Raw genomic sequence first — 21,356 nt, 5'->3', positions numbered from 1 at the left:
GCACCCTCCGACTCCCCCGCCGCACGTCCGAACAGGAACTCGATGACGGATACCCAGGATCTGCCCACCGACTGGTCCGCAGCCAAGCGCGCCCTCCTCAGCCAGCGGCTGCGCGGCGCCTCGGCCCCCGCCCGGGTGGTGGCCCCCCGCCCGGCGGACACCGCTCCGCCGCTCTCCAGCGGCCAGGAACGGCTCTGGTTCATGGACCAGTTCGCTCCCGGCTCCACGGCCTACACGCTGGCGCCGGCCCGCCGGCTCCGAGGCCCCTTCGACCGCACCGCGCTGGACTCCGCGCTGACCGACCTGGTGGCCCGGCACGAGAGTCTGCGGATGACCTTCACCACCACCGAGGCCGGCACGGCCGAGGTCCGGGTCGCCGAGCCCGCACCGTTCGCGGCCCGGCACCTGGACGCCAGCGCGGACCCGGACCCGCAGGCGCGCGCCGCCGCCGAACTCGGCGCGCTGATCGCCGAACCCTTCGACCTCCAGACCGGCCCGCTGGTGCGCGCCCTCGTGGTCCGGATCGCCGAGGAGGACCACGTCCTGGCTCTGGTGATGCACCACATCATCTGCGACGGCTGGTCGATCGACCTCCTCAACCGCGAGCTCGACCTCCGCTACGCCCACCACGCCCACGGCACTCCTGGCGAACTCCCTCCTCTGGCAGTCCAGTTCGGCGACTACGCGGCCTGGCAGCGGGACCGTCTGGAGAACGGACGACTCGCCGCCTCCCGAGAGCACTGGCGCAACGAACTCGACGGCGTCCCGGCGCTGGAACTTCCCTCCGACCGGCCCCGCCCGCCGCTGTTCACCTTCGACGGAGCCGCGACCGAGTTCCGCTGGAGCCCCGAACTCTCCCGCCAGGTCGCCGAGGTCGCCCGGTCCTTCGGTGCCTCCACGTACATGGTGCTGATGGCCGCGTTCCAGGCGCTCCTCGGCCGGCACTCCGGCCAGCGCGACTTCGCGGTCGGCTCCGCCGTCGCCGGTCGTCTCCACCATGAACTCGAGGGCGTCGTGGGCGCGTTCGTGAACATGCTGCCGATCCGCGCCCGGCTCTCCGCCGATCTCGACTTCGGCCGGCTGATCAGCCGGGTCCGCGAGACCACGCTCGACGCGTACGCGCACCAGGAGGTGCCGTTCGAGCAGATGGTCAGCGATCTCGCGGTCGAACGCGACGTGAGCCGCGCCGCCGTCTTCCAGACCACCTTCGCCTTCCAGAACTACGGCGACCGCGCCACCGCCCCCACGGCGGGCCTGGACACCGAGGGCTTCGGCTACGAGGCCACCACCACCCACGCCGACCTCGCGCTCTACATGCGCGAGGAGCCGGACGGCGGCCTGTACGGCCTGCTCACCTACCGCACCGACCTCTTCGACGCCGGCACCGTCGACCGCCTCGTCGAGAGCTTCGAACTGCTGACCTCGGCGGGCGTCGCCGACCCCGCGGTGCCGGTCGACCGGCTCCCGCTGCTGAGCGCGGCCGAGCGGTCGGACGTACTGGGCGCCTGGGCCGCCGGTCCCGCGCTGCCGGACGGCGGTCCCGCGACGCTCACCCGGGCGCTGGCCGAGGCGGCGGCCCGGACGCCGCGGGCTCCCGCGCTGGTCTTCGAGGACCGCACGCTCACCTACGCCGACCTCGACCGGCGCGCGAACGCCATGGCCAGACGCCTTCGGGCGCTGGGCGTGGGCGCGGACGACCGGGTCGCCGTCTGCCTGGAGCAGTCCGCCGAACTGGCCGTCGCCCTGGTCGCCGTACTCAAGGCCGGCGGCGGCTATCTGCCGCTCGACCCGGAACAGCCCCCCGCCCGGCTCGCCCACCTGGTCGCCGACGCCGGGGCCAAGGTCCTGATCACCGACACCGTGCTGCGGGCGCGCTTCGGCGACCACCCGGCGGCCGACCTGCTGGCGGACGACGCGGGCGACGCGGCCGACGCCCAGGAAGGGGACGGGGCGCCGCTGGAGGAGGTCTCCGGCGCCGACCACCTGGCGTACGTGATCTACACCTCGGGCTCCACCGGCACGCCCAAGGGCGTCGCGGTACAGCACCGCCAGATCCTCAACTACCTCGCGGGCGCACGCGAGCGGCTGCGGATCGAGCCCGGGGGCTCCTACGGGCTGCTGCAGTCGCTCTCCTTCGACTTCAGCATGACCATGCTCTACCTGGCGCTCACGACCGGCGGCCGGGTCCACCTGCTGCCCCGCCGGATCGCGGGCGTGGAGCTGGCCGCGGAGATCGAGCGGGCGGGCATCGACCACCTGAAGATGACCCCCTCCCACCTGGCCGCGCTGACCGCCGACGCGCCGATGGAGCGGCTGCTGCCGCGCCGCACCCTGGTCCTCGGCGGCGAGGCCAGCAGCTGGTCCTGGGCGGCGGGCATCGCCGCGCTGGGCCGGTGCACGGTGTTCAACCACTACGGCCCCACCGAGGCGACGGTGGGGATCACCGTCCACGAGGTCACCGCCGACGGCCTGGACGCTCCGGGCAACACCCCGATCGGCAGTCCCCTGGCCGGCGGGCGCTGCTACGTGCTGGACGAGGCCCGCAACCCCGTTCCGCCGGGCGTCACCGGCGAGTTGTACCTGGGCGGGGACCGGCTGGCCCGGGGGTACCTCGGCCGGCCGGACCTGACCGCCGAGCGCTTCCTGCCCGACCCGTACGCCGCCCCGTCCGACGCGGAGCCGTCCGCGCCCGCCCCGTCCGGCGGCGCCCCCAGAACCGGTGGCCCGCGGATGTACCGCACCGGCGACCTGGCACGCTGGCGCTCCGACGGGACCCTGGACTACCTCGGCCGCGGCGACGACCAGATCAAGGTCCGCGGCTACCGGGTCGAGCCCGGGGAGATCGAGGCCGCGCTGACCGCCCTGCCCGGCATCACCCAGGCGGTGGTCCTGGCGCGCGGTGAGGGGGTCAAGCAGAACCTCGTCGCCTACCTGGAACGCCCCGAGGGCGGCGAACCGCCGACCGCCGCCGATCTGCGCGCCACCCTGGGCGAGGTCCTGCCGGACTACATGGTTCCGGCCCGGTACGTGGTGCTGGAGCGGCTGCCGCTGCTCGCCCACGGCAAGGTCGACCGCAAGGCGCTGCCCGCGCCCGCGGACGGGCCGGCCGCCGGTACCCACGTCGACCCCGAGGACGGCGCCGAGCAGGTGATCGCCGCCATGTGGGCGGAGCTGCTGGAGCTCCCCCGCGTCGGCGCGCTGGACGACTTCTTCGAGCTCGGGGGCCACTCCCTGCTCGCCACCCAGGTGGTCGCCCGGATGCGCCGCGCCTTCCCCGACCTGGCCACACCGGTCGGCGTGATGGACCTCTTCAAGTACCCGACGGTCCGCCGGCTCGCCGAACTGGTGGCCACGCCCGAGGCCGACCGCGGCCCGCGCCGGCTGCTGCACCTGCTCACCCCCGAGCGCCGCAAGGCGGCCGCCAGTGTGGTCTGCGCCCCCTACGGCGGCGGCAGCGCACTGATCTACAAGCCGCTCGCCGACGCCATGCCCGAGGACTGGGCCCTGCACTCCATCGCCGTCCCCGGCCACGAACTGGGCGAGGAGGCCATGGACATCGACGAGGTCGCCCGGCTCTGCGCCGAGGAGATCGTCGCCACCGTCCCGGGACCCCTGGTGCTCTACGGGCACTGCGGGGTCGGCGTCCGGCTGACCGTGGAGATCGCCCGCCGGGTGGAGGCCGCCGGCCGGGAGATCGACGCCGTCCACCTCGGAGGCATCTTCCCCTTCGCCCGCCCGAGGGGCCGCGGCGCGGCGCTGGCCGAGCGGTTCGCCGAGCTGGCCGCCCGGCTGCGCAGCGACCAGGGCATGATCAACGCCCTGGCCTCGGCGGGCCTGGACGTGGACGAGGTCGACGAGGACCAGCTGAGGCTGATCGTGCACAACCGCCGGGTCGGCACCAAGGGCGCCGAGCGCTACTTCGGCGAGCTGTACGAGAGCGAGGGCGGCGCCATCACGGCGCCGGTGATCGCCGTGTGCGGCGACCGCGATCCGGCGACCGAGTTCTATGAGGAGCGCTTCCGCGAGTGGCACCGGATCACCGGTACGGCCGCCGTGGTCGTCCTGGACGAGGCCGGGCACTTCTACCTCAAGTACCGCGCCGAGGAACTGGCCGGCATCGTGACCGGGGTGCACCGCTCGATCGCCGCCGGCGAGGAGGCGCGCCACGAACGCACCGCCGACGCCACCTGGTGGCTGGCCGGGCTGTCCCGCGACGCGGCGGGGACGGAGTCCGCCCTCGCGACGGAGCCGCACCCCGGGCCTCGCTCCGGGCCGGAGCCCGGTCAGCCGGAGGAGCCGGAGCGGTCCGGGAGCCCGTGGAAGTCCCGTAGGGCCCGCCCGCGCCCGCCCGTCCGTCCGACCATGGGCCGTTTCCTGGCCATCGCCACCGGCCAGCAGCTCTCGATGATCGGCTCGGCGCTCACCGAGTTCGCCCTGCCGATCTGGATCTACCTGCAGACCGGCTCGCTGTTCCAGCTCGGCCTGCTCGCCGCCTTCGGCCTGGTGCCCGGCATCGTCGCCGCCCCGCTGGCCGGCGCCATCGTCGACCGCGGCGACCGCCGCAGGGTGATGCTGGGCGGCGACATCGCGGCCGGTCTCACCCAGGCGGCGCTGCTGGCGCTGTACCTCAGCGACTCGCTGGAGATCTGGCACTGCTACCTGATGATCTCCCTGCTCTCCGCCGCACTCGCCTTCCAGCGCGTCGCATGGGGCTCGGCGGTGCCGCAGCTGGTGCCCAAGCGGTTCCTCGGCCGCGCCAACGGCGTGGTCCAGATGGCCCTCGGCCTCGCCCAGTTCCTCGTTCCGCTGATCGCGGTCGGCATCCTGCACGTGATCGGCCTCGGCGGCATCCTGGTCTTCGACGTCGTCAGCTACCTGATCGCCACCGGCGTCACCCTGGCCGTGCGCTTCCCCGACGTCATGGCCGCCACCCGGCGCGAGAGCGTCGCCACGGAGATCCGCGCGGGTTTCCAACGGGCCCTCGGAAGCCGCCACTTCAGGGCCATGCTGTTCTGGTTCGCGGCGCTGAACATCTTCCTCTCCCCGCTGTTCCTGCTCGTCACCCCGCTCGTGCTCTCCTTCGCCTCGACGGCCGCGGCCGGCTGGGTCTCCACCGCGGCCGGCCTGGGCGCCGTCCTCGGCGGCCTCACCCTGCTGATCTGGGGAGGCCCGCGCCGGATGCGCCTGCGCGGCGTCCTGTTCGCCACGCTCGGTCTCGCCGCGGCCTGTGTCGTCACCGGCCTGCGGCCCTCGGTGACCGTGGTCGCCGTCGGCGCGTTCGGCATGACCTACGGGCTGGCGCTGCTCAACGGCATCTACGCGACGGTCATCCAGACCAAGGTGCCGATGCGCTTCCACGGCCGGGTGATAGCGGTGAACACCCTCGTCGCCTGGTCCACCCTGCCCATCGGCTTCGCCCTGGTCGCCCCGGCCGGGCCCGAGCTGCTCCAGCCCCTGATGGACGAGGGCGGCGCGCTGGCCTCCAGCGTCGGCGCGCTGATCGGCACCGGCGACGGGCGCGGCATCGGCCTGCTCTACCTGGTGTTCGGCCTCGCCATGGCCGTACTGGTCCTGATCAGCCTCTGCATTCCCGTCCTGGCCCGCTTCGACCGGGAAGTCCCGGACGCCGAGTCCGACGACCTGATCGGCCTGGAGACCCTGCAGGCCCGCACGAAGAGCGAGACGAACAGATGACTTCACCGATCTCCCCCGTCGCCCTCACCTCCCCGGCCTCACCCGCCCCGATCGCCCGCCACCCGCTGACCGACGAGCAGCGCCGCCTCTGGTTCCTCCAGCAACTGGGCCCGCGGGACGCCGGGTTCAACATGTACCTGAACCGGCGCTGGAGCGGTCCGATCGATCCGCGCGCTCTGGGCACGGCGCTCACCCGGCTCACCGAGCGGCACCGGGTGCTGCGCACCCGGTTCGCCCTGGACGGTGAGCAGCCCGTCCAGCTCGTGGAGCCCGTACGGGACGTGGAGCTCACCCTGGTCCCGATACCGGATGCCACGGAGGAGTCCTTCACCGCGGCCTGCGCCCCCTTCGTCAACGCCCCTTTCGACCTGGGCGAGCGCCCGCCGCTGCGGGCCGTCCTGGTCAGCGCGGGCGACGACGAGCACGCGTTGAGCGTGGTGGTCCACCACATCGTCTCCGACGGCTGGTCGTTCACGGTGCTGTGGCGCGAGCTGCTCGCGCTGTACCGCGAGGAGACCGGCGAGGGTCCGGCCGAACTACCCGAGCTCAAAGTCGAGTTCGGCGACTTCGCGCGCGCCGAGCGGACCAGGCTGGACGGCGGAGCGGCCGAGGAGGCGGTCCGTTACTGGAGCGGGCGCCTGGCCGGCGTCGGCGCCCTGCGGATGCCGCTGGACCACCCCAGGCCCGCCGAGCCCGCCCATCCGGCCGGCTTCGCCGAGCTCGCCCTCGGTCCCGAGCTCGTCGCAGGACTCGACGCCCTGGCCCGTGAGCAGCGCTGCACCCCGTTCATGGTGCTGCTCGCCTCCTACCAGTGCGTACTGGCCCGCTGGAGCGGCACCTACGACTTCGCCGTCGGCACCCCGCTGGCCGGCCGCAACGAGACCGCCCACGAAGCCCTCCTCGGCTACTTCTCCCGCACCGGGGTGATCCGCGCGGACCTCACCGGCGACCCCGACTTCCACACCGTGCTGCGCCGGGTCCGTTCCGCCACGATGGCCGCGCTGAGCCACCAGGACGTCCCGGTCGAGCGGGTGGCCGCCGAGTTGGGGCTGCCCGTGCTGCCCGGCGTCGGCCCGCTCTACCAGGCGGTGTTCGTCCACCAGAGCCAGTACGAGCTGGCCGGCGCCGACGGGCGGACCCCGCTGCCCGCGGGTGTCCGTACGGCGGACATGGACTCCGGCTTCGACCGGGCCAAGACCGATCTGCTGCTCGACAGCTGGCGGACCCCGGACGGCGGGATGACGCTCTCGTTCTGCTTCGACCGGGAGCTCTTCGAACGCGCCACGGTCGAGGCCCTGGCGCGCCGGGTCCGCGACCTGCTCGGCCGGGCGATCGAGGACGTGGCCGTCCGGCTGCACGGCGACTGGCTGCCGTCCGGCGAGGAGCGCGCCGCGCTGCTCGCCCTCGGCGCCGGACCCGTCGTGTCCGCTGCCGGGGACGACGCCCGTACGATCCTGCGCGGCTTCGCCGACCAGGTCGCCGCCCACCCCGACGCACCCGCCCTCGAATGCGCGGGCAGCGTCCGGACCTACGCCGAACTCGACCGCGCCTCGGATGAGTTGGCCCGTAGGCTGGGCCCGGTGGCCGGCCGCGCGGTGGGCGTCCGGATCGAGCCGTCCTTGGAACTGGTCACCGCCCTGCTGGCGATCTGGAAGGCCGGCGCGGGCTACCTGCCGCTGGACCCCTCACACCCGGCCGAGCGGCAGCGGCTGATGCTCGGCGAGGCGGACGCCGCCCTCCTGCTCACCGGAGGAGAGCACCCGGACCTCGGAGTCCCGGTGCTGGCCGTCGGCGAACCGGACACCGGAGCGTGGCAGTTGAGGTCCGCTGGTATCGAGGTCGGGAGCACGGCCCCCGCCTTGCCCGGGACCGCCCCGGACGGCCTCGCGTACGTCCTCTACACCTCGGGCTCCACCGGCACCCCCAAGGGCGTCGCCGTCGAGCACGCGGCTCTGGCCGAGCGGGTCCGGTGGATGGCCGGACCGGAGGGCTACGGGCTCCGGCCGGGCGACCGGATCGTCCAGTTCGCCTCCATCGGCTTCGACACCCACGCCGAGGAGATCTGGCCCGCCCTCACCGCGGGCGCCTGTGTCGTCCTGCTGCCCGGCGGCGGCCGGATGCTGCCCGACCTGCTGCGCGGCGGGGCCGGACGGTCCGTCACCGTACTGGACCTGCCCACCGCTTACTGGGAGGAACTGGTCTCGCTCGGAGACCAGGCCCCGTGGCCGCCGGCGCTGCGCCTGGTGGTCCTCGGCGGTTCCGAGGCGCGGGCCGCCACGCTCGCCCGGTGGCGGGAGCGGCACGGCGACACCGTCCGGCTGGTCAACACGTACGGCCCGACGGAGGCCACCGTCATCGTCACCGCGGGCGAGCTCGCCGGAGAGCGGTCGGGCGAGCGCGGTGACGGCCTCGGCGGTGGACCCGGTGACGGCCCCGCCGGCCGCCCCGCCGTCGAGCAGCGCCCTCCGCTCGGCCGTCCGCTCCCGGGGGTGCGGCTCTACCTCCTGGACGAGCGCGGCGGCCTGCTGCCCGCCGGATCCGAGGGCGAGCTCTACATCGGCGGCGCAGGCCTGGCGCGCGGCTACGTGGCCCGGCCCGAGCTGACCGCGGAGGCCTTCCTCCCCGATCCGTTCACCGACGCCCCGCAGGGCCGGATGTACCGCACCGGCGACCGCGCCCGGTGGCGCACCGACGGACAGCTGGAGTTCCTCGGCCGCGCCGACGGCCAGGTGAAGATCCGCGGATACCGGATCGAGCCCGCCGAGATCGAGGCCGCCCTCACCGCCCATCCGGCCGTCGGCCTGGCGGCCGTGCTCGTCCGGGACGGCCGCCGGCTGATCGCGTACGCCGTCCTGCGGCCGTACGCCGGAGAGCGGTCCCCGGCCGCCGGAGAGCGGTCCCCGGCGGCCGCGCCGCGGCCGGGCGAGCTGCGCGAGCACCTGGCGCTGCGGCTGCCGGCCTTCATGGTGCCCGACAGCGTGGTGCTGCTCGACGCCCTCCCGCTCACCGCCAACGGCAAGCTCGACGCGGCGGCGCTGCCCGACCCGGATCCGGCGGGGGCCGGCGCCGGGTACCTGGCGCCCCGTACCGATGCCGAGGCCCTGGTGGTGGACCTCTGGCAGGAGGTGCTCGGCGTACCGAGGGTCGGCGTACTGGACGACTTCCTCAGCCTCGGCGGTGACTCGCTCCTGGTCACCAGGGTCGCCGCGCGCATCCGGGCCGGCGTCGGCCTGGACGTGTCGATCCGCGACGTCTTCGAGAGTCCCACCCCGGCGGCCCTGGCAGCCCGGATCGAGGCCCTGTTGATCGCGGAGATCGACGCCCTCAGCGAGGAGGAGGCGGCCGGCCGGCTGGACTGACCCACCGCCGATGCCTCGACCCAGACCGGTCCGCACGGACCGCCGCTCCACCGGGCCGCCGCTCCACCGGACGGCCGCTCCACCGGACCGCCGTCAGACGCACGGCCAGCAGACGCACCGCCGGGCAGCAGGGCTCGACCCTGCTGCCCGGACCTCCCACCGAACAGCACCGGAGACCGCCATCGCCACCACCGTGCCGCCCACCGCGACGACCGTCCCGGAACTCCTCGACGCCCGGGCCGCCGAACACCCCGACCACGTGGCGCTGCAGGTCGTCGGCGGCGGGGAACTGAGCTACCGCCGCTGGCGCGAGGAGGCGCTGCGCGCCGCCGTCGGGCTGGCCGCCGCCGGGGTCGGACCGGGCGACCGGGTGCTGCTGCGGTTCGCCAACGCGCGCTGGGAGCGGTACGCCGTGGGCTTCCTCGCCGTCCAGTACGCGGGCGGGGTGCCCGTCCCGGTCCGCGAGGACCTGTCCGCGGCCGATGCCGCCGCCCTGGCCGCGCTGGCCGGAGCCGGAACGGTCCTGCGGGACGGTGCACCGGCCACCGTCCGGGGACTGACGGAGCTGGACCTGGACGCCCTGCTGGCGGCGCACCCCGAGCCGCCGGCCGGCCCGCCGCACCGGGTCGGACCGGCCGACCCGGCCCAGGTGATCGGCACCTCCGGCACCACCGGCGCGCCCAAGGGCGTGCTCGCCGCGCACGGAAACCTGACCGCCGGTCTGGCCACCCGTCCCCGCCGCCGCGCCTACGCGCACTCGCGGCACGCCCTGCACGCCTTCCCGATCGGGACCAACGCGGGCCAGGTGATGCTGCTGGGCGCGCTGACGGCCGCGCCCACCACGCTCAGCCTGCCGCGCTTCGACGCGGACCAATTCGGCGTCACGGTAGAGAAGTTCGGCGTCGGCACCGCCTTCCTGGTGCCTTCCATGGCGATCGAACTGGTCAACGCGGGCACCGCCGGGCGGTACGACCTGAGCAGTCTGCGCCTGGTCAACTCCTCCGCCGCCGCACTGCCCGTGCCGGTGGCGGCCGCACTGGCCGCGGCGCTGCCGGGCGCGACGCTGGTCAACACCTACACCTCCGCCGAGGCCTCGCCCGCACAGATCTCCACCGTCGTCGACACCCGCCGCCCCGGTTCGCTGGGCCGCCCCTCCGACCCCCGGGACCTCCGGATCCTCGACGCGGACGGACGCGCGCTGCCCGCCGGGCAGGTCGGCGAGGTCTGGCTGCGCCAGCCCGGACCGCCCCGCGGCTACCTGGGCCCCGCCGGGGACGGCGCGAAGGTGTTCCGGGACGGCTGGGTACGGATGGGCGACGTCGGACGCCTCGACGCGGACGGCTACCTGTACTTGGTCGACCGGGAGAGCGACGTCATCAAGAGCGGCGCGCTGAAGGTCTCCACCCTGCGGATCGAGGAGGTGCTGTACGAGCACCCCGCGGTCGCGGACGCCGCGGCGCTCGGCCTGCCGCACCCCGTGATGGGCTCCGTCCCGGTGGCGGTCGTGGTGGCCGGGCCCGGCGGTCTGGACCTGGACGAGCTGCGGCTGTTCCTGAGCGCCCGGCTCAGCAGGCCCGAACTGCCGGTACGGATCCTGCTCGCCGCCGAGCTGCCCAGGAATCCGAGCGGCAAGGTGGTCAAACACCGGCTACGCCCCCTGTTCGACGCGCCCGCGGAGCCCACCGGTCCGGCGGTCGCCCCGGCCACCCCGACGGAACTCCGGCTGGCGGCGCTCTGGCGGCGTCTCCTCGGACGGCCGGTCACCGACGTGGCCGCCGAGTTCTTCGCGCTCGGCGGCGACTCGTTCCGGGCGGTCCAGCTCGCCGCCGGCATCAGCGCCGAGTTCGGGGTCCGGGCGGGCACCGCCGTGGTCTTCGAGCGGCCCTCGCTGCGCTCCCAGGCCGCGTGGGTGGAGCACCCCGACCGGCGTGCGGCCGCCTGCGGCAGCGCGTCCGCCGGGACGCAGACGGTGACGCCCTACCTGGCCGCGCTCCGCGCGCAGCCGCACGCGATCGCGCTCACCTCGCAGCAGGAGAACTTCTTCCGCTGGATGGCCGAGGCCCCCGGCCGCGACGCCGGCGCGGTGACGGCGCTGTTCCGGGTGACCGACCGGCTGGAGCCAAAAACGCTCGGCCTGGCGCTCACCGAGGCGGTCCGGCGCCATCCGGCGCTGCGGACCCGGTTCGAGGCGGCGGGCGACGGGGTCGTGCGGGCGGTCCTGGACGAGGAGCCCCGGGTGCGGATCACGCTGGCCCACGCCCCGGGGGCCTCGGACGCGGAGGTGGACGCCCTGCTGCTGGCCGAACGCGACCGCCTCACCGACCTGGCCGTCGACCCGATGGCACGGCTCCTGGTGGTGAGCCGTTCGGAGACCGACCACGTGGTCCTGGTCGCGGTGCACCACATGGTCTCCGACGGCTGGTCGGTCGGTGTGCTGCTGGCCGACCTCGGGGTGTTCTACTCCGCGCTGCGGCGCGGCCGGTCGGCCCCGCCGGCCCGTTCGGGGCCGGGCTACCAGGAGTTGGTGGACCGGGCGAACGCGCACTGGCCGGCCTCCCGGGCCCACTTCGCGGCCGCGCTGGCCGGGGCGCCGCAAGCCCTGGAGCAGTTCGCCGGCCGCCGGGCGGTGGAGGAAGTCCTCACGCAGGCGCACGAGTTCGAGGTACCGGCACCGTTGGCCGAAGCCCTGCGGGCCAGGGCGGCCGAGCTGGGCGCGACCCCCTTCCTCGCCGTGACGGCGGCCTGGACCGCACTGCTGGCGAGCCGCGGCGGCCGTCCCGACCTGGTGGTGATGACCCCGGTACCCGGCCGCCCGAGCCCGGACTCCGAGCGGACGATCGGCTGCTTCGTACAGTCCCTGCTGCTCCGGGTGGACGCGAGCGGGGGGCCCGGCTTCGCCGAACTGGTGGACCGGCTGCGGACCACGTACAGCGAGGCGCTGGACCACCAGCTGTACCCGTTCGCCGAGTTCAGCCCGTCCGTACCGTTCGCGGCCTGGCTCCGCTACGAGGCCTGGGCCGCGCCGGCCCAACTGCCCGGCCTGGCCTGCGCGCCCTGGGAGCTGCCCCGCGGGAGCACCGTACCCTGGCCGCTGCCGGGCGGGGACCTGGGCGTGCCCGAGCTGACCGTGGTCGAGCAGCCGGACGGAGGCCTGCGGTGCTGGCTGCAGTACAACGCGCTGGCCTTCGACCTCCCCGTGATCACCGAACTGGCCGGGGAGTTCACCGCCGCGCTGACGGCCGCCTGCGGCTGACCCATGGGCCCGCGTTCCGCCGCCGGGCGGGCCGGTCGGGGTGCGGGCGGGGCGCCCCTACCGCGCGCCGCCCGCACCCCGACCGGTCCGCCCGGCGGTGCGTCCGTGTCAGCCCCGTATGTCCAGCCCCGCGTCAGTCCCGCGTCAGCCGCACTGCAGGCCGGTCTGGGCGCTCGCGACGGCCGTGTCGAGCTTCTGCAGGTCCGGGGTGAGCTTGGTGAGAACCTCGGCGCCGGTGGTGTCGCCGGGCAGGTCCTCGTACGTCTTCTTCACGTCATTGGTCGCGTTCTTGACCGCGTCCTTCTGGGCGGCGTTGAACTGCGCGGTGGACTCGGCGACGGTCTTCCAGTCGTCCTGGACGGCCTTGTGGGCGTCCTTGATCTGGTCCTTGGTGGCTGTCGCCGGGTCGAGCGCACGCAACTTCGCGTTGTCGGCCTTGAGTTCGGTCAGACTGCTGCACAGCTCCGTGGTCGCGTCGTCGGTGGGCGCCGCGGCGAAGGCCGAGGCGGCCCCGCCGGCCACGAGAAGCGCTGCGGCGGCCGTGCTCACGGCCGTGGCGAGAAGTCGGTTCATCTGTGATGCACCCCTTCGGGAAAGACGCCCCCCGCGGTCCAGCCCCCACTCGTACCAAGCTGACACAGGGCCCCGGGACCCGCATCCGCACGGCATACCCCCACCCCGGTTGCCTTCCGGATGAAACAGCAGGTCAGCCATGGTGCACAGACCCACAGACAAGGTCATCGCGAGGTCGCGTGCGGGCCGCTCCGACAGGGCTGTGGGGCAGCCCTGCCGGAGCGTGCCCCTCATCTACGGCGTGCGCAGGTCCAGGCCCCCATTCCCTGGATCCTGGCGAGCCTCCTCGCCGTGGCGATCTGCTCCGACTTCGTGGCGAGGTCGGCACGCGGTGCGTACTTGCGGCCTCCGGCCGCCTTCCAGCTCGACTGGGTGAACTGCAGTCCGCCGTAATGGCCGTTGCCGGTGTTCGCCCGCCAATTCCCGCCGGATTCACAGCGGGCGATGGCATCCCAGTCGGGGCCCTGTTTGGAGTGCACCGCGGCGGCATGAGCCCCGGAAACGTCCAAGAGCGGAACCGTCAACACCATGACGAAGAGCAGCAGTTGACCGATCCTGCTTCGCCTTCGCCGGTCCTTCGGGTAGCGCGACATCAGTCCTCCTTCGCTGTTGGGGCCGAACCTGCCGCGAACAGCGGGCGGGCCCGCGTACGACCCCCTCGGGCCGTGGCCTCAGCACAGCACGGACCGGTCAACTTCCAGGCGCACTTACCACCCGCGAGGGCACAACGCCACCCGAACGGACGCCCTACGACCCTCGCGCGGCCCCGCTCATCCCTTAGCCGCTGTTCATCCCCGGCCCAGTGCGGAGCGGCCCGCGTAGCGTGCCGAGCCGCCCAGTTCCTCTTCGATCCGGATCAGCTGGTTGTACTTCGCCGTGCGGTCGGAGCGGGAGAGCGAGCCGGTCTTGATCTGACCGCATCCGGTCGCGACCGCCAGGTCCGCGATGGTCGTGTCCTCCGTCTCGCCCGAGCGGTGGGACATCACGGCCGTCCAGCCCGCCCGGTGGGCCGTGGTTACCGCGGCCAGCGCCTCGGTCAGCGTGCCGATCTGATTGACCTTGATCAGGATCGAGTTGCCGGCGCCGGTGGTGATGCCTTCGCGCAGCAGCGTCTCGTTGGTGCAGAACAGGTCGTCGCCCGTCAGCTGGCAGCGGTCGCCCACGCGCGCGGTCAGCTCGCGCCAGCCGTCCCAGTCGTTCTCCGCCATCGGGTCCTCGATGGACAGGATCGGGTAGCTGTCGATGAGCTTGACCAGGTAGTCGACGTTCTCGGAGGGGGTGCGGCGCACCCCCTCGCCCGCGTAGTCGTAGACCCCGTCGCGGAAGAACTCCGACGACGCCGGGTCCATGATCAGGCCGATGTCCGTGCCGGGACGGTAGCCCGTGCGCTCGATGGCGGCCATCACGAAGTCCAGCGCTTCCTCGGCGGTGCGCAGCGCGGGCGCGAACCCGCCCTCGTCGCCGACTCCGGTGGCGTGACCGGCGGCCAGCAGATCCCGGCGCAGGGTGTGGAAGACCTCGCTGCCCATGCGGACGGCTTCGGCGAAGGTGTCCGCGCCCACGGGCGCGATCATGAACTCCTGGAAGTCCAGCGGGTTGTCGGCGTGGGCTCCGCCGTTGACGATGTTCATCATCGGCAGCGGCAGGAGGTGCGCGTCGGCGCCGCCGAGGTAACGGTAGAGGGGCAGGCGGCGGGCCGCCGCGGCGGCCTTCGCGGCGGCGAGGGAGACGCCGAGGACGGCGTTGGCCCCGAGCCTGGCCTTGGTGGCGGTGCCGTCGAGGGCGACCAGGGCGGCGTCGAGGCCTGCCTGGTCCGCCGCGTCCCGGCCGCGCACGGACGCCGCGATCTCCCCGTTGACGTGGGCCACCGCCCGGTCGACGCCCTTGCCGTGCCAGCGTGCGGAGTCTGCGTCGCGCAGTTCCACGGCCTCCCGGGCGCCGGTGGAGGCGCCGGAGGGGACGGCCGCACGGCCCAGGGAGCCGTCCGCCAGGACGACGTCGACCTCGACCGTGGGGTTGCCCCGGCTGTCGATGATCCGGCGGGCGGTCACGGTCTCGATGGTGGCGGCGGTGATTTCGGTGGTGCCGACTGCCTGCGCGGACATGGGAGTCCCTCCCCGTTGTCGTGTTGCCGTGGCCCCGGCTGCGACAACGCTGGCGCTGAGCCCGACAAACCAAACCATACAGCAAGGCTGCACAGTTTTGCTGTACAGCCAGCCTGCACAGCCAGCCTGCACAGCCGGCCTGCACAGCCTTACTGCGCAGGTCAGGTGCACAGGTTTGCTGACCAACGGGGTAAAGTGCCCTATGCCCACCCCGGAAGCCGCCGCCATCGCCGCCGAACTGCGCACCGCGATGGGCAAGCTCACCCGACGCGTCAAACACGAGGACCACATCCCGCTGGGCCAGGTCGCCGTGCTCGGCGCACTCGACCGCGACGGCGCCATGACCACCAGCGACCTCGCCGCCGATCAGCGCGTACGCCCCCAGTCGATGGCCCGCGCCGTGGGACTCCTCATGGAGCAGCACCTGATCACGCGCCGCGCGCACCCCACGGACGGCCGCAAGTCATTGGTCGAGCTCTCGGACGCGGGGCGGGCCGCGCTCGAAGCGGAGCGCGGCCGCAGGGCCGGCTGGCTGGCTCAGGCCATTGAGGTCGAACTCACCGCCGAGGAAAGGGAGTTGCTGGCACGGAGCACCGCCCTGCTGGAGCGGCTCGCCACCCGCTAGCACCGCCATCGCGGCTGTCGCGGCCACCGGCACCGTTCTCACCGCCGACGAGAGCGGAATCCAGCGATTTTCACCCTATTGCTGCATGTGGGTGACTAATGATCTTCCTCGGGTTTTTCCGTGCTTATGATTCCCGCGCCATGACAGAAAGCCTGAATTGCCGAGGCTTACGCGCCTCGGCCGATGTGGTCGTGCTCGGTGCCGGCCCCGCCGGCCTGGTGCTCGCCAACCTCCTCCTCGCCGCCGGGATCGACTGCGTCGTTCTCGAACGCGCCGACCGCTCGCACGTCCAGACCCGGGCCCGGGCCGGCTTCCTCGCGCCGAACACCGTACGGATCCTCGACCGTCACGGCCTCGCCGAGGGGCTGCGCCGGCACGGCCGTACGCACGGCACGTGCGAGTTCCGTACCGGGGACGGCAGCTTCCGCCTCGACTACGGCTCCCTGGGCCGGGGCGAGCAGCACACCGTCTACCCGCAGCAGAACCTGGTCACGGACCTCCTGGCGCACTACCTCGACGCCGGTGGCAGGATCCACTTCGCGACCGAGGCGCTGGCCGTCCACGACGCCGACGGCCCCCGGCCGTACGTCACCGCCCGGGAGCCGGACGGCAGCCCCACGCGATGGGACGCCCGGTACGTCGCCGGCTGCGACGGCCGCCACGGAGCCTCCCGCCGCTCCTTGCCGCCCGCCGCGGTCCGCCACCACCACGACCACGGAGTGAGCTGGCTCGGCCTGCTCGCCGAAGCTCCGCCCAGCCTCGACGCCGTCGGGTACGCCGTCCACGACCGCGGTTTCGCCGGCCACATGGCCCGTAGCCCGCAGGTCACGCGGTACTACCTCCAGTGCCGGCGCGGCGCCCCCGCCGACGCCTGGTCCGAGGAACGGATCTGGGACGAACTCGACCTGCGGATGCGCGCCGCGGAACACGGTCCGCTGCACAGGGGGCCGATCATCGAGCGCGGGGTCGTCGACCTGGCCTGCGATGTGGTCGAACCGCTGCGCCACGGCTCGCTCCTCCTCGCCGGAGACGCCGCGAGCCTGACGGCGCCGGCCGCCGCGAAGGGCGCGAACCTCGCCGTGCTGGAGGCGGAGATCTTGGGCGGCGCACTCGCCGAGACCCTCTCCGGAGGGGACGGCGCAGCCCTCGACCGCTACTCGGCGCAGTGCCTGGCGCACATCTGGCGCGCCCAGGAGTTCACCCAGTGGATGACCGGCCTGCTGCACGCGATCCCGGGCCCGGAGCAATCAGGCGGATCGTTCTTTCAGGCTTCCCTGCGGCGTGCCCGCCTCGACTCCTTGCGCACCTCCCGCGCCCACCAGGACTGGTTCGCCGAGAACTACGTCGGCGTATGACCACCCGCCCTTCCCCGGGCCACTTCCTTCCCCGCACCCTCCTTCCCCGCGCCCTCCCCCTCGCCGCCCCCGCACAGCCGGTCCATCGACCACGCCCGCTCCACCGGAGCATCCGCCCCCGCACCGCCCGAGGAACCTCCGCGATGACGACGACCCTCCCCGCCGAAGCGACGCTCCCCGCCGGATCGCCGCCCCGAGGCGAAACGATGCTTCCCCACGCCACGACGCCTCCCGCCGCCACGATGCCCACCGACGACACGGCCCGCCTGCGCGCGGCCGTCGCCTTCGTCCGGGAACACGACACCGCCACCTTGTTGCCCCTCCTGCTGCCGGGTCTGCGCGGCCCCGAACTGCGGTCCCTGGCCCCGCACTGCCGCTTCGCCCACGCCGGCCTGCTGCTCTTCCCGACCGACCCGCAGGACCTGCGCCGCCGGCTCGCCGACTGCGGGCTCGCCGTCGACACCCCGTCCCAGCCCAGCGTCGTCGTACGGGAACGGCTCGCCCGGCGCCACCGCCGTGACCTGGCGGAACTCGACGTCCGGATCCTGCGGCCCCGCGTCCACGGTCCGGCCGGAGAGAGCCGCGCGGTGGAGGTGTTCGCCCTCACGGTGCCCGCGCACTCGGATCTGGAGGCGCTCGCGGCGCACGAACGCGCCCGGGGCCACGAGGCACACCTGGCCCTCGAACTGGAGCACCCGGACCCGCTGGTCCTGCGCGGCCTGTGCGCGGTGCTCGCCCGCCACGGCGCCCGCCCCGACGGCGGCGGGTACAACCCGCACGAGGACGGCACCGTCCTCTACTTCACCACCCCCGCGGCCGGCGCGTGCGGCTACCGCCGCCTGGAGCTCTACACGCCCGGCGACCACCGGGACGCCCTGGAGGACCACCTCCGCGCGGACCCGCGGGGGCGTCCCGACGCGGGCCGGCCCGCCGAGGCCCTCCTGCGCCTCCTCACCGGAGGGTGGACCACCCAGGCGCTCGCCTCGTTCGCGCGCCTGGGCCTTGCCGACGCCATGGACCCGGACGCGGCCACCACCACCCGGGAACTCGCCCGGCGCACCGCCACCCGACCCGAGAACCTCGCCACGCTCCTGCGCTACCTCACGATGCTCGGCGCCGTGACCGCGGAGCACGCCGGGCACGCCGAGGACACCCAGCCCTCGGAGGAAGCGGAAAGCTTCCGCCTCACCCCCCTGGGAGCCCTGCTCCGCGCGGACTCCCCGGACACCATGCGCCCACTGGCCCTGATGTACGCGGGCCCCTTCTACGGCTCCTTCGCCGCCCTCGACCACACCGTACGGACCGGACGTCCCGCCTTCGACCACCTCTTCGGCGAGAACCACTTCGACCACTTCGCACGCGACCCCGAACTCGCCGATCTCTTCGACCGTTCCATGGCGGCCAGTTCGCGCATGTTCGAACCGCTCCCCGCCCACCCCGTGATCACCACCGCGGCCCAGGCCTCCACCCCCCGGACCGTCGTCGACGTCGCCGGCGGCAACGGCGAACTCCTCGGGCGCGTCCTGACCGCGCACCCGACGTTGCGGGGCGTGCTCCTGGAGCGCCCGCACGCCGTCGAGGCGGCCCGACGCTCGCTCGACGCCGCCGGCTGCGGCGCCCGGTGCGACTACCGCAGCGGCGACTTCGCCGACGTACCGCACGGCGGCGACGTGTACGTCCTCTCCCGCATCCTGCACGACTGGGACGACGACCGGTGCCGGGAGATCCTGCGCCACTGCGCCCGCGCGATGCCCGCCGACGCCGACCTGCTGATCGTCGAACGGCTGCTGCCCGCCGACGGTTCCCCTTCGCTGGCCACGGCCTGGGACCTCCACATGATGTGCAACGTCGGCGGTCGCGAACGCCGCCGCGAGCACTACGCCCGTCTCCTCGCCGACGCCGGACTGGAGCTGGTCGGCCACACCCCCCTCCCCCTGGAGGCGTACGTCCTGCACGCCCGCAGGTCCCGGTAGCCGAGGCCCGGCTTCCCTTCCGCCGCGAAGGACATCAGGCCATTCCGAGAATCGTGCTCCGCGTGTTCTCACACCGCTCCGGCTCGCCGTGCGAAACCATACGGACGCATCGACTCGGAATCGGAAAAGGAAGAAGGACGGACGTGTCCGGAAGCGACAGCGAAAACCCAGCCATTCCCTCCCCCACCCCCGGGCCGGCCCGGCCCCGCACGAACCGGGACTGGTGGCCGAACCAGCTGGACCTCCAGGTGCTCCACCAGCCGTCCTCCGGCGCCAATCCGCTCGGCGCGGGTTTCGACTACGCGAAGGCGTTCTCGGCCCTCGACGTCGAGGAGCTGAAGCGGGACGTCTTCGGGGTGATGACGACCTCGCAGGACTGGTGGCCCGCCGACTACGGCCACTACGGTCCGCTCTTCATCCGGATGAGCTGGCACGCCGCGGGCACGTACCGCATCGCCGACGGCCGGGGCGGTGGCGGGTCGGGCGCACAGCGTTTCGCCCCGCTCAACAGCTGGCCGGACAATGCCAGTCTCGACAAGGCGCGCCGGTTGCTCTGGCCGGTGAAACAGAAGTACGGCCGTAAGGTCTCGTGGGCCGACCTTCTGGTTTTCGCCGGGAATTGCGCCATGGAATCCATGGGATTCGAAACGTTCGGATTCGGATTCGGGCGCGAGGACATCTGGGAGCCGGAGGAGATCTTCTGGGGGACCGAAGGCACCTGGCTCGGCGACGAGCGCTACAGCGGGGACAGGGAACTCACCGGTCCCTTCGGAGCCGTGCAGATGGGGCTCATCTACGTCAACCCGGAAGGTCCCAACGGAAACCCCGATCCGATCGCGGCCGCCAAGGACATCCGTGAGACGTTCGCGCGCATGGCGATGAACGACGAGGAGACCGTCGCGCTCATCGTCGGCGGCCACACGTTCGGCAAGTGCCACGGCGCCGTCAGCCCCGAGTACGTCGGCCCGGAGCCGGAGGCCGCGCCGATCGAGCAGCAGGGCTGCGGGTGGAAGAACGCGGCCGGGAGCGGCGCGGGTCCCGACACGATCACGAGCGGACTCGAAGGGGCGTGGACCTCCGAGCCGACGCGATGGGACAACGGCTACCTGGACAACCTGTTCCGGTACGACTGGGAGCTGACGACGAGCCCGGCCGGCGCGCGCCAGTGGACCCCGACGGACCCCTCGGCCCAGGGCACCGTGCCCGACGCCCACGATCCGTCGAAGCGGCACGCTCCCATCATGCTGACCACGGACCTTTCCCTGAAGCTCGATCCGGTCTACGGGCCGATCGCGAAGGGCTTCCACGAGAACCCCGGCAAGCTCGCGGAGGCCTTCGCCAAGGCCTGGTACAAGCTGCTGCACCGTGACATGGGGCCCCTCTCCCGCTACCTCGGGCCGTGGATCCCCGCGCCCCAGCTGTGGCAGGACCCCGTCCCCGCCGTGGATCACGCCCTCGTCGGGAGCGCGGAGATCGCCGACCTCAAGGCGCGGATCCTCTCCTCCGGGCTGTCCGTCCCCCAACTGGTCACCACCGCCTGGGCGTCGGCGGCGAGCTTCCGCGGCACCGACAAGCGGGGCGGGGCCAACGGCGCCCGGATCCGGCTCGCTCCGCAGAAGGACTGGGCGGTCAACGACCTGCCCGAGGTGGCGGAGGCCGTACGGACCCTCGACCGGATCCGGCAGGATTTCAACGCCGCCGCGGGCGGTGGAGTGCGGGTCTCCCTCGCGGACCTGATCGTGCTGGGCGGATGCGCGGCCGTCGAGCAGGCTGCCGGGAACGCCGGGCACGCCGTCACGGTCCCCTTCGCGCCGGGTCGCACGGACGCCTCGCAGGAGCAGACCGACGTGGAGTCCTTCGCCGTGCTCGAACCCGCGGCCGACGGGTTCCGCAACTACCTGCGGCCCGGCGAGAAGCTGTCGCCCGAGACCCTCCTCCTGGACCGCGCCTTCATGCTGACCCTGACCGCGCCGGAGCTGACGGTTCTGGTGGGCGGCATGCGCGCGCTCGACACCGGTTTCCGGGGCGCCGCCCACGGACTCCTGACCGACCGGCCGGGAACCCTGACCAACGACTTCTTCGTCAACCTGCTCGACATGGGCACGGAGTGGAAGGCCTCGGCCACCGCCGAGAACGTCTTCGAGGGCCGCAGCCGCTCCACCGGCGAGGTCAGGTGGACCGCGACCGCGGTCGATCTCGTCTTCGGTTCGAACTCCCAGCTCCGAGCCGTCGCGGAGGTGTACGCGTCCGAGGACGGCGGGGAGGAGCTCGTACGCGACTTCGTGGCGGCCTGGGACAAGGTGATGAACCTCGACCGGTTCGACCTCGCCTGAGGGCCCGAACCGGATGGCGTAGCGCCCCTGGCCCTCGTTGCGGACATCGACCAGCATGGGCACAGAGGGACCGGCGGACGAGATGG

10 protein-coding genes are annotated in these 21,356 nt (G+C 73.4%); 7 read left to right on the top strand and 3 right to left on the bottom strand.

Annotated elements, in window-relative coordinates; all coding sequences use genetic code 11:
* The first annotated feature begins 42 nt into the window (after nucleotides 1-42).
* From OG730_RS38120 to OG730_RS38110, 3 genes are read left to right on the top strand one after another with little or no spacing between them, the layout of a single operon-like run.
* On the top strand, nucleotides 43-5,694 hold the full coding sequence (locus OG730_RS38120) for a non-ribosomal peptide synthetase/MFS transporter (protein ID WP_327308570.1): 5,652 nt from the start codon (nucleotides 43-45) through the stop codon (nucleotides 5,692-5,694).
* Nucleotides 5,691-9,053 (top strand): non-ribosomal peptide synthetase, encoded by a 3,363-nt coding sequence (locus tag OG730_RS38115; RefSeq protein WP_327308569.1) that lies wholly within the window; start codon nucleotides 5,691-5,693, stop codon nucleotides 9,051-9,053. Before OG730_RS38120 ends, OG730_RS38115 begins: the two co-directional genes overlap by 4 nt.
* Before the next feature lie 10 nt (nucleotides 9,054-9,063).
* Nucleotides 9,064-12,306 (top strand): class I adenylate-forming enzyme family protein, encoded by a 3,243-nt coding sequence (locus tag OG730_RS38110; protein WP_327308568.1) that lies wholly within the window; start codon nucleotides 9,064-9,066, stop codon nucleotides 12,304-12,306.
* 144 nt (nucleotides 12,307-12,450) lie between these two features.
* Here the strand turns inward: OG730_RS38110 and OG730_RS38105 are convergent, their stop codons facing one another.
* From OG730_RS38105 to eno, 3 genes are all read right to left on the bottom strand, one after another.
* On the bottom strand, nucleotides 12,451-12,879 hold the full coding sequence (locus tag OG730_RS38105) for a hypothetical protein (RefSeq protein WP_327308567.1): 429 nt from the start codon (nucleotides 12,877-12,879) through the stop codon (nucleotides 12,451-12,453).
* 230 nt (nucleotides 12,880-13,109) lie between these two features.
* Nucleotides 13,110-13,472, bottom strand: a complete 363-nt coding sequence (locus tag OG730_RS38100) for a transglycosylase family protein (protein WP_327308566.1) — start codon at nucleotides 13,470-13,472, stop codon at nucleotides 13,110-13,112.
* A 195-nt stretch (nucleotides 13,473-13,667) separates the two neighbouring features.
* Nucleotides 13,668-14,984: a phosphopyruvate hydratase gene (eno, locus tag OG730_RS38095; protein ID WP_327308565.1), complete on the bottom strand. Its 1,317-nt coding sequence runs from the start codon at nucleotides 14,982-14,984 to the stop codon at nucleotides 13,668-13,670.
* A 202-nt stretch (nucleotides 14,985-15,186) separates the two neighbouring features.
* Here eno and OG730_RS38090 point away from each other — a divergent pair, with 202 nt between their 5' ends.
* The 4 genes from OG730_RS38090 to katG all read left to right on the top strand — a co-directional run bounded on the left by OG730_RS38090 (nucleotide 15,187) and on the right by katG (nucleotide 21,270).
* On the top strand, nucleotides 15,187-15,609 hold the full coding sequence (locus tag OG730_RS38090) for a MarR family winged helix-turn-helix transcriptional regulator (protein ID WP_327308564.1): 423 nt from the start codon (nucleotides 15,187-15,189) through the stop codon (nucleotides 15,607-15,609).
* A gap of 140 nt (nucleotides 15,610-15,749) precedes the next feature.
* Nucleotides 15,750-16,964, top strand: coding sequence for a 4-hydroxybenzoate 3-monooxygenase (locus tag OG730_RS38085; protein WP_327308563.1), 1,215 nt, complete (start codon nucleotides 15,750-15,752; stop codon nucleotides 16,962-16,964).
* 143 nt (nucleotides 16,965-17,107) lie between these two features.
* Nucleotides 17,108-18,937, top strand: a complete 1,830-nt coding sequence (locus OG730_RS38080; protein WP_442815145.1) for a methyltransferase — start codon at nucleotides 17,108-17,110, stop codon at nucleotides 18,935-18,937.
* A gap of 143 nt (nucleotides 18,938-19,080) precedes the next feature.
* A complete protein-coding gene (katG, locus tag OG730_RS38075) occupies nucleotides 19,081-21,270 on the top strand; it encodes a catalase/peroxidase HPI (RefSeq protein ID WP_327308562.1) in 2,190 nt (729 codons plus the stop codon).
* The last annotated feature ends 86 nt before the right edge of the window (nucleotides 21,271-21,356 follow it).

This window comes from Streptomyces sp. NBC_01298 (assembly GCF_035978755.1).
Classification (GTDB): Bacteria; Actinomycetota; Actinomycetes; order Streptomycetales; family Streptomycetaceae; genus Streptomyces.
Note: the sequence above shows the minus strand (reverse complement) of the source record. Positions and strands in the feature narration are given on the sequence as shown.